Origin of the sequence: Streptomyces sp. NPDC056948 (assembly GCF_042674225.1) — a bacterium.
GTDB lineage: Bacteria > Actinomycetota > Actinomycetes > Streptomycetales > Streptomycetaceae > Streptomyces > Streptomyces purpurascens.
In genome coordinates this window covers 20,489-28,786 of sequence record NZ_JBHUQX010000067.1, presented here as the reverse complement: position 1 = coordinate 28,786, position 8,298 = coordinate 20,489, and the positions used below count along the sequence as shown (strand labels likewise).

3 protein-coding genes are annotated in these 8,298 nt (G+C 69.3%); 1 reads left to right on the top strand and 2 read right to left on the bottom strand.

What is annotated here, in order from left to right:
• Nucleotides 1-68: 68 nt before the first annotated feature.
• Nucleotides 69-947, top strand: a complete 879-nt coding sequence (locus ACFTZL_RS11635; RefSeq protein WP_382580540.1) for a hypothetical protein — start codon at nucleotides 69-71, stop codon at nucleotides 945-947.
• Nucleotides 948-1,298: 351 nt separating this feature from the next.
• Here ACFTZL_RS11635 and ACFTZL_RS11630 read toward each other — a convergent pair whose 3' ends face one another.
• Both ACFTZL_RS11630 and ACFTZL_RS11625 read right to left on the bottom strand, forming a co-directional pair.
• Nucleotides 1,299-5,279 carry a hypothetical protein gene (locus ACFTZL_RS11630; RefSeq protein WP_382580538.1) on the bottom strand — a complete coding sequence of 1,327 codons (3,981 nt, stop codon included), beginning with the start codon at nucleotides 5,277-5,279 and terminating at the stop codon, nucleotides 1,299-1,301.
• Nucleotides 5,276-8,167 (bottom strand): hypothetical protein, encoded by a 2,892-nt coding sequence (locus tag ACFTZL_RS11625; protein ID WP_382580537.1) that lies wholly within the window; start codon nucleotides 8,165-8,167, stop codon nucleotides 5,276-5,278. Before ACFTZL_RS11625 ends, ACFTZL_RS11630 begins: the two co-directional genes overlap by 4 nt.
• Nucleotides 8,168-8,298: the final 131 nt, after the last annotated feature.

The window sequence follows — 8,298 nt, the reverse complement described above, 5'->3', positions numbered from 1 at the left end:
AGGGGTGACGCCGAGGAGCGCGAGCGCGCTCCCGGCCTCGGTGCTCACCGCAGTTCAGGAGCTTCTCCATGGATGCCGAAGACATCAAGGACCCCCGTTCGGACCCGGTGAACGCCGGGCGGTGCGCCTGCGAGGCCAAGCGGGACGGGCCGTCCGTCGGGGCCGCGCCCACGGCGCCGGCCTTCGTCTACGCGATGGGACAGATCGATTTCCGGTTCCCGGACCTGGGGGTGGAGAGGGAACTCGCACAGAGCATCAGTCGTGCGGACACGGCCGGGATGACGGACCGTGAGGCGCTCAGCGAGGTGCTCAACCGGCCGGAGAACCGCTACTTGACGCGGCAGCTGTGCTACGTCCTGACGATCCAGGGCCTGGACACATACATCCTGGTCCCCCGGGACCCGGCCGACTTCGCGCTGCTGGCGAATGCCGTCCGGCCCTCGCACCAGTTGGACGCCGTCGACGTGGTCATCGGCGTACGGGGCGCGGTCGCGCCCGCGGGCCACTGCGGCGGGCTGCAACTGCCGGTGGTCACGGTCGACCAGCTCTATTCCGCCAGCATCCCTTATCTCGTGCAGTCCATCGACAGGCCCGCGTCCATGGACGAGGAGCCTTTCAACAGAACAGCGGAGGACTTGCTGAGGACCGTCATGAATGTCTCGGGAAACGTGGGCGTTTCGGACGAGGACCGCGCGCTGACCTACCTGATGGTCCGCTACTCAGCCATCTACCGGATGACGTTCGAACGTTTCATGGACGACTATTCGCTCACGTCGATCGACGTCCGGCGGTCCAGGCTGGGGGGCAACCGGCGGATCATGGACGTCATCTTCACCTTCGCCAGCCGTACGACGGACGAGGTGGAGAAGTACTCCGTCCCGGTCGACGTGTCTTTCCTGTTCCCGTCCCGCAACGGCCCGCTGGGACGCTTCTTCGACCACGGCTGAGGAGGTTGCGGTGAATCAGACAATCCCGGGTTTCCACAATCTGCCGGAGTGCGGAACGGTTCCGCCGTCCGGCTGGGCGTACAGCTTCTGCCCGAGGGAGTGCTACAGCGACTGCTGGATGCAGTGCCAGGACACGTGGAACCCCTCACGGTGTATGGAGCCCTGCGAGGAGGAATGCATGAACGCGTGCCTCTTCGTGCCGTGTTGCACGACGGATTCGAGATGTGACGACGGGTGGACGGAGGTGCGCGAGTCCTGCCAGCTCAGCTACTACGGAGGCATGCAGATCTCGTCGTGGGTCAATACCGGGAACAAGTGTCCCGGGTGAGGCTCATTCTCCGGCGGCCGACGTCATATCGTGAACGTGTCGAGGTAGGACACGCGCCGGATCAGGCCCCGCACACCGCTCCGGATCTCCTCGATCTCCTGGACCAGTACGCGCTGTGGACGCGTCGGGGGCTCGACCGGCAGGGTCAACTTCCCGCTCCAGGTGCCGATGGGCCCGGTCACCGACTCGAGGGACAGCGTCGCCATGGCGGACGAGACCCCCACGGTTGACCACTGGGCGGGGTCGTCGATCGAGCTGAGACCTCTCACCTGCACTCCGGCGGTCATCCGCGTGGACATGCCGGCCGCGCCCGCCGGCGGCGCTGGCCCGGTGACCGTGACGGTCGCTTCCCTTCCGACGACGCGCAACGACGCCTGACGCCGAGCGGGGAGCTGGACGAAGCCCGCGTCGACTCCGGCGGAGAGCCTCAGGTCCTGGGGGGAGAGCAGGGCGTGCCGTTGCAGACGAGCCACCCGGAGCCGTACGAACGGCTGGTAGACGTTCTGGGCCTGGAACCGTACGTCCGCGTACCAGAGCTGACGTCGCTTGTCGTACCTCACGGGGTACCCCATCGCGTGGCCTTGGGGCACCGTCTCGTCGGCTGCGCCGAGCAGGTCGGCCGGCCGGGGATAGCCGATCAGCGGCGCGGAGCCCGGCTGGCGGATCGGGTCACGGCCCCACGTGGTGGCCCATTTCTCGGACGCTGCGTCGGGTTGCTCGCTCGGCCCGAGGACGCGGACCGCCAGCATCTCGCCCTCTCCCGAGGCGTACCAGGGCCGTTGCAGATAGACCCGGACCACGCCGTCGAGCCGCGTGCTGGTCGGTGTCGTGCCGGCCGTTCCGCGCTCCCACTGGAAGGCGGGAACCACCGAGTGCACCGCTGGCGCCGGCGGCCGGACGGTCGCTGGAACGTGGTGGGTGACGGTGGCCCCGGCCCGTGTAACCGGAGGCGTGGTGAAGCTGACCAGGACCTCGGCGCCGTCCGGTATGCCGCTGCGTTCGAGACGGGCGACGGTGCCTTGTTTGTCGTTCACGTCGAAGTCACGGCCGAAGGTGTACGTGGGGCCGGGGTCGGCGGGGGCACCGGAAGACGTGACCGTGGCAACGGAGGCCCGTACGACGACCGTCCCTGGGACGAACGCGGCTGCCACCGTCACCGGGCTGGTGCCCGCGAGCCTCACCTTGCGCGTCTCGGTGAAGTACGAGACGAACCGGGACACGCCCACGGGGGTGAAGCGCATCGTGCGATGGCGAGAGTCGCCGAGGTCGTGATCGGCTCTGAACGGCACCGTCGCGGTGCCGGCGCGGACCGCGGGATCGTCCTCGTCGTACGTCACGGGGCGGTGGGCGCGGTCGGAGTGCACCTCCTCGTCACCCTGGCTCAGGATCGCCCGGCCGGGCGGCTCGTCCGGTCCGGCCTGCGTCGGATCGTCGACGAACTCGGTCCATTCCGCCACCGTGTGCACCGACAGGGTGGACGCGTCGTGGAGGCTCATCGCGGGGTCGTTCAGGACGTAGGCGGTGTCGCCGGGGCCGCGCTCGACGCTCGCCCTCCCGAACTCCGGACCGACTACGGGACAGCGAACCGCGTGGACCAGCCGGAGCTCCGTCGTGGGCGTCAACTGGGTGAGCAGTCCGGCGGCGATCCGTGCGCGTGCCCCTTCGAGATCGTCGTTCGGGCTGTCGGCGGATTCGACGTACCACCGCCAGAGTGCCATCAGGTCCTCGTCGCCCCGGTTCAGCATGCTGCTGAGCAGGGTGGTGAGGGTAGCGGACGGGGGCAGCGTCACGCGGATCACCCGCGCAGTGGTGTCGACGACGGGGATCTGCGGTGCGCCTCCGATGGTGCCGGGCACCACGACGAGGCGCAGCGGCAGGCGTTCGTGCCATCCGCTGCCCTGGGGCCAGGGGGCGAGCAACTCCGGCATCCCCGGCAGGCCGTGCAGCGCCGCTCCCCTCGACAGGGGGTCGGGGGCCCACGGCAGCTGCATGGTGTCGGCGTCCTTGTACGGCGTGCCGCCGGCGCCCGGGTCCGGCACCCCCTCCACCACTCCGGAGTCGAGGCGGCCGAGGAGCGCGTGCACCGCCGGGTCGAGTCGGTGTTCGCCGGCCACATCGAGTACGCCGTGGCGTTCGAGCAGTTGCACGGACGCTTTGGGAGCCAGCAGGTGCCTGTCGCAGCTGGGGCCGGCCACGGGGGCGGCCGCATCGGAGTTGTCCGTACGGACCACGAGCACCCTCACCGACTCCCCCGGGGTGACCGCGCGCCGGGGCACGAGCACGGGTGCGGGCACAGGGTCGTAGCGCGAGTAGCGCAGCCGTGGACTGGCAGGTTCGCCCGGTGTCGGCCGTGCCGTGAAGGGCACACTGCGGCCCGCGAGGTCGACGAGGCGGGCGCGGAAGCGGTAGGTGCGGCCGTAGCGCAGGGACGGCAGGGTCCCCGGTGTGGGCCGCACGGTGGAGGCGAACGGCAGAGTGGCATCGGGCGCTGGACCCGGGTCCTGGAGGTGCTCCGAGGTGTCGATCATCTTGCCGGTGGGTTCGGCCACCAGGCTCCAACCGTTCCAGTGGAACAGGGACTGGTGCACTCGTGACACGGCGTTCCCCTGGTCGTCGACGCCCCGGGTCAGGGCGTCGGACACGGTTCCCTCGTCGTCGATGGGCAGGGTTCCCGCGTGCCCGCGTACGGTGTACTGCCCGGTGCGCCGGCACAGCGGGTACCAACGGCCGGAGTTCTGGTCGAAGACGTCCACCCGGTAGCCCTGGAGCACGTTGTCCGCGTGCAGAGAGATCGCTTTGCCGGCCTCGACTCCCTCCTCTATGGCCTTCTCCAGGTCCTTGTCCATTTCGACGCCCTTTTGCAGGTGCTCTCGGAAGGCGACCTGGCGGTCCTTCTCGACCACGGAGATCCCGTCGGAGCGCAGAGCCGGCGCCAGCAGGCGAGGGGCCTCCCTGTTCCGCGGCAGGCCGGCCAGCATGTCCGCGTACCCACGCAGACCGAGCGCCGCCGCGTCGACGTCGACGTCTTCGACCTCATAGGCGTCGGTGTCGTCGAGAGGCAGATACAGTGCGGCCTCGCCCCCGTTCTTCCGTGCCAGGAAGAGGCGGCCCTGCCGCAGGACGCACCGTGTGAAGGGCTTGTCGACCATGAGGGCAACGTGCTCCAGCGGCACCGCCTGAATACCGACTGGCTTTCCCTCCACCAGATTCGAAGGCAGCGGTACCGTCACCCGTCGGAGGAGCCCGAGCCGCTCCATGAGGCCGGGGTGGTCGGCCAGCGCTGCCAGGAGGCCGTGGAAGTCCCGCTCCGGCGTCTTGAGTTCTCCTGTGGCCGCTTCCTCGTCCTCTTCTCCCTGCGGATGGGTGAAGGGCTCGTGGAATCGGGCCAGGCGCATCCAGCCGTGAGGGTCGTCGTCGAAGTCGTCGGGAAGTACTCCCTGCCGGATCAGCGACTCGTGGACTTCAGCCGTGCGCGACGCGTCATCCGCACCGACCAGGCTTACGAGACGGTCGACTGCGTCCCATCCGTCCGCGCCGCCCGCAAGGTCGCCTCCCTGGGTCGTCGCGGGCAGGACCTCGGGGTAGGGGCTGTCCGAGAGAGTGAACATGCGGCCGTACTCCTCGCGGAGGGAGCGCGACACGAGATGAGAGGGATAGGACTCCAGCCGATCGGACGCCACCGTGCGGTCGAACCGGAAGGGCTTGACCTGGGTGCCGGCGAAGAGCTTGCCCCAGAGTGCGGAATCGGCGACCGGCTCGACGGTGGCCTCCCTGGTCGAATCGCCGCTCGCGTCCCGGAACGTGACGCTCAGCCTGAAGGAGAAGCCGGGCCAGGACTTGACGTTCCGGAAACTCGTCAGGGGTACCAGGCCACTGGATCCCGTCCCGGCCTCGTCGCTGAACAGCTGAAGTCCGAACACGAGCGAAAGACGAGCCAGTCCGTCGCCGCCGGCCGGAGCCGAGGGGTCCGGCAGCAGGGTCCACACCACGGTCTCCCGGTTCATGATCCCTCCATCGGAGCAAACGCGGCGCAGCGCTCCCGCCAGGGCTGCGACGTGGGGAATGCCTGGGCGAACGACGGGTCGTCACCGCCGGAGAACCTGCGCTCGAGTTTCATCGTCACCGACTCCGAGAAGAAGGCCACGCGCACGCGGACGGTCACCGAGGCCCAGCCGTACAGGGTCTTGGGTGTTCGGAACTCCAGAGCCAGGTAGAACTCGACCGAGATGTTGACGATGCCGAGGATGTCGAGCTCGCCGACGGCACGCAGGAACCCGCGGATCAACGAGGCTTTCTTCTCCAGCTTGATGTACACGCCGGCGGTCACACAGACCGAGCCGCTGGCGACCCCGAGGTTCAGTGCGACGGCGGCGCCGAACTCCACCTGGCCCTCCAACCTGACGACCTCGCCGGTACTGACGGTGAGCCCCAGGAAGCCGCCGCCGCCGAACAGCGAGACCGTGGCCAGGAAGGGGTGCTCACGCGAGGACACGGCGAAGGTCGCCTCCACGGGCTTCCCGTCGAAGGGCAGCCGAACCGAGGCCGACAGGGCAAGGTTCTGGAGGAGGAAGACGCCGAGACCTACGCTGGGCACGGCGAGGGTGTATCCGACGTCGATTCCGTCGGTGTCCACGCGGATCCGCGGACCGTTCGCCACCGACGGCAGGTACTCACGCAGTCGGTCGAGGAACCGCAGCTGGCCGGAGAACTGAACCTTCCCGACCTTGACGTCCAGCGAGGTCGTGGTGCCTGGCTTGCTGGCGAACGCGATCCGCTGAAACTCAACGTCGAGCACGTCGGCGAACGACAGTGTGAACCGGCGGAGTTCTCCGCGTACCTCGGTGACCGGTGCGCCGCCCCGGTCAAGGCTCGTCAACGTGACACAGCGCAGATCCAGCTGTGTGTCGGCCGTCGTCTTGAGTGAACCGCCGTGCGTCCCGGGCGTCAGCTTGGGATGCCAGCGGAGCGTGGTCTCCACACCGTGCGGAGGTTGCCCGGGCTGCCGCAGCACCCTGGTGAGCATGCGGGGAACGTCCTCACCGTCGCCCGCGCCGGCCGGCGGCACGGAGACGGGGGGCACCAGCTTGGTCAGGTCGACGAAGCCGAGGAGCCTGGTCGGGAAGACCGGCTGCGCAGGCGGGGACGTGGCAGCGGGCGGTGTGAAGAAGCTCGCCGGCGCGAACGTCCCGCTCTTGAACTTGTCCAGGTCTCCGCCGATCAGCCCGGCAGCGCTCGACAGTCCCGTGACCGGCAGATCGAGCTTGGCGACGCCGCCGGAAGCGGTGACCGGCGGGGCGACGGGAACCTGGGGCTTCAACCGGGCGTAGACCTGCCGGGTGGCCGCCAGGCCCTGCTTCACGTACGTCGGGTCGAGCTGCAGGGTGCGGACGGCCTGCCCGGCCGATTCGTCCACTGCGGCCGCGCCGCGCGTGACGAGTGCGTCCAGGGCGGGGATCCGCGCATCCACACTGATCAGCTCGGGGTGCGCCGCCAGTACCCCGGCTTCCTCCAGAGCCGCCTGGGAGGCGGTCGACCGCACCGCGCCGATGCGCAGGGCCGCGAGGTCCACGGTGGTCGATTCCGGGTCCGGTCCGGTCGCGGGCGCCAGTTCCAGCCGGCCGGAAGCGGGCAGGGCCATGTTCTCCGTCTGCCTCTTGAAGGCGGCCGCCGCCGCGGACAGGTCTCCGTGGGCCTTGTCCCCCTTCACGAAGACCAGAGGCGCGGTGAAGGCGACCGGGTGCCCGCGCCGGTCTTCGGCGGTCAGGCTGAACCGCAGCCGCCCATCGGACGCCCCCGACCCCCGTATCCAAAACCCGACGTCCGTCAGAGTGTCAGTCGTGTCGGTCACGTCTGCCGTCAACGGTCCGTTGAGTCGCACGCGCGGGAACGGGAAGCCGCGTCCCTGGTCCGGGAGGGCGGCGACGCCCTGGTACGTGAGGTCGGGCAGCAGCACCGTCAGGACGCTCGACCGCACAAGGCCGTGGTCGAGCCGGCGCTCGGTCTGTGTGGTGATCAGGGCCGGAAATCCGAAGGGCAGCAGATAACCGCGTTGGACCACATTCACCGTGCTGTCGCGGCCGCCGACGGACTCGTGGTGGTAGCCGATCACGCTGGTGCTGGGCAGGCCCAGCCAGTTGCCCGTGAGGTCGATGTTCGCGCCGAGGGCGGTGAACGTCAGGTCCTTGGCCAGCGCGGGCCGCCGCGCCATGGAAGCTCCGATGTCGCGGCGCTGTCCCTGTGAGAGGGAGCTCATGAACCCTTCGGTGTCCTGGACGACCTCGGCCGGCTTGACCGGCACCGGCAGCCGGGACGGGGCCCCGGGCGGGCCGGACGAGCCCGGCGGCAGGGCGAGGCGCGTGTGCCAGATCCCGACCGCGCCGGACGGGCCGACGACCGGCTCCGCCGCGTGCAGCCAGGTCACCCCGGACACGGACTCCGGCGTTAGTCCCAGGCCCCATACACACTCCAGCCGCGCGGCGGCGGTGGGCAGTCCCGCCCAGTTCAGCAGCCCCGCAGCGGTAAGCGGGACCGATGTTCCCGGCTCCACCTTGAACGACAGGTCGCTCGGGCCGGAGAGCCACGCCCGCTTGACCGCGGTCGACGGGCTCCCCAACGGGGTGGCCTCCTCGAGCACCGCCTGCGGCGGCATGCGGACCATGAAGGATCCGGGAGCGGTGGCACTCTTCGTCACCAGTCGCTGCTCAGCACCCGATCCAGTGCGCAACAGGCCCTGGAAGCCGAATTCAAGGACGAGCATGTCCTCGCGGCGCAGGAGCGCGATGACGACGCCGTCCATGTCCAAGTCGGCGGCCCGAATGGCGGCGTCGAACTCCTCGAGCGACGGGAACCCGGACCCCGTCAGGCCCACGCAGAGATCTTGCTGAAAGGTCATGGTCCGCTCCCCTCCAAGGACCTCGAGCACCGGCGCGGCGGATCCACTCCGCACACACGGATATCCGGCACATTAGGGAGACGCCGTCATTCCATCGTCAACGGCACGAATCGCAGGATGCGACAAAGAAT

Bases quoted from the DNA above. Each gene is read 5' to 3' on its own strand.
- ACFTZL_RS11635 (WP_382580540.1), top strand. From the start codon at position 69: ATGGATGCCGAAGACATCAAGGACCCCCGTTCGGACCCGGTGAACGCC.
- ACFTZL_RS11630 (WP_382580538.1), bottom strand. From the start codon at position 5,279: ATGAACCGGGAGACCGTGGTGTGGACCCTGCTGCCGGACCCCTCGGCT.
- ACFTZL_RS11625 (WP_382580537.1), bottom strand. From the start codon at position 8,167: ATGACCTTTCAGCAAGATCTCTGCGTGGGCCTGACGGGGTCCGGGTTC.